This window comes from Stenotrophomonas sp. P5_B8 (assembly GCF_054049855.1).
Map to the genome: position 1 here is coordinate 1 of NZ_JBFULO010000740.1, position 1,050 is coordinate 1,050.

1 protein-coding gene and 1 pseudogene are annotated in these 1,050 nt (G+C 66.8%); both read left to right on the forward strand.

The features are described from left to right. On the forward strand, window positions 1–924 hold a 924-nt coding region (locus ACXJKH_RS21140), incomplete at its 5' end, for a response regulator (protein ID WP_457322312.1). Beyond that, a pseudogene (locus ACXJKH_RS21145) lies at window positions 897–1,050 on the forward strand (protein-glutamate O-methyltransferase CheR); the annotation flags it as partial. The gene ACXJKH_RS21140 and the pseudogene ACXJKH_RS21145, both read left to right, overlap by 28 nt.

A 1,050-nucleotide genomic window follows, 5' to 3' on the forward strand; every position in this document is an offset into this window, starting at 1 on the left:
GGGCTGGAGCGCTCGCAGGTGGCGATGGAGCTGGGCGCGATCGGGTATGTGATCAAGCCGGCCACGCGCGAGCGCCTGCTGGGGGCGATCCAGCAGCTGGAGGCCACCAGCCAGCGCGACGTACGTCGCCTGCTGATCGTCGAGGACGACAGCGAGCTGCGCTCGAACCTGCAGCTGCTGTTGGGCCGCGACCAGCTGGAAATCACCGGCGTGGGTACCATCGCCGAGGCGATGGCCGCACTGGGCACGTCCACCTTCGACTGCATGGTCACCGACCTGACCTTGCCCGACGGCACCGGCTATGACCTGCTCGAGCGCATGGCCGGCAACGATGCGGTCGCCTTCCCGCCGGTGATCGTCTACACCGGGCGTGCGCTGACCCGCGATGAGGAGCAGCGCCTGCGTCGTTACTCCAAGAGCATCATCATCAAGGGCGCGCGCTCGCCCGAGCGCCTGCTCGACGAAGTGACCCTGTTCCTGCACAGCGTGGAGGCGTCCCTGCCCAGCGACCAGCAGCGGTTGTTGCGTGAGGCGCGCCGTCGCGACGCGGTGCTGGATGGGCGCATCGTGCTGCTGGCCGAGGACGACGTGCGCAACATCTTCGCCCTGTCCAGCGTGCTCGAACCGCTCGGGGTGACCCTGGAAATCGCGCGCAACGGGCGCGAGGCACTGGACAAGCTGCGTCCGGAGATCGACCTGGTACTGATGGACATCRTGATGCCGGAGATGGACGGGCTGACTGCCATGCGCGAGATCCGTGCCGACCACCGCTGGCGCGACCTGCCGATCATCGCGCTGACCGCCAAGGCCATGCCCGATGACCGTGAGCACTGCCTGCAGGCCGGTGCCAACGACTACATCGCCAAGCCCATCGACGTGGACAAGCTGGTCTCGCTGTGCCGTGTGTGGTGCTCGCGTCGATGAACGACACCGAGTTGTTCGACCTGGAACTGCGCCTGCTGCTGGAGGCGGTATACCAGCGTTACCACTATGACTTCCGCAACTATGCGATGTCCTCGCTGCGGCGGCGCATGCGGCATGCGATGGCAC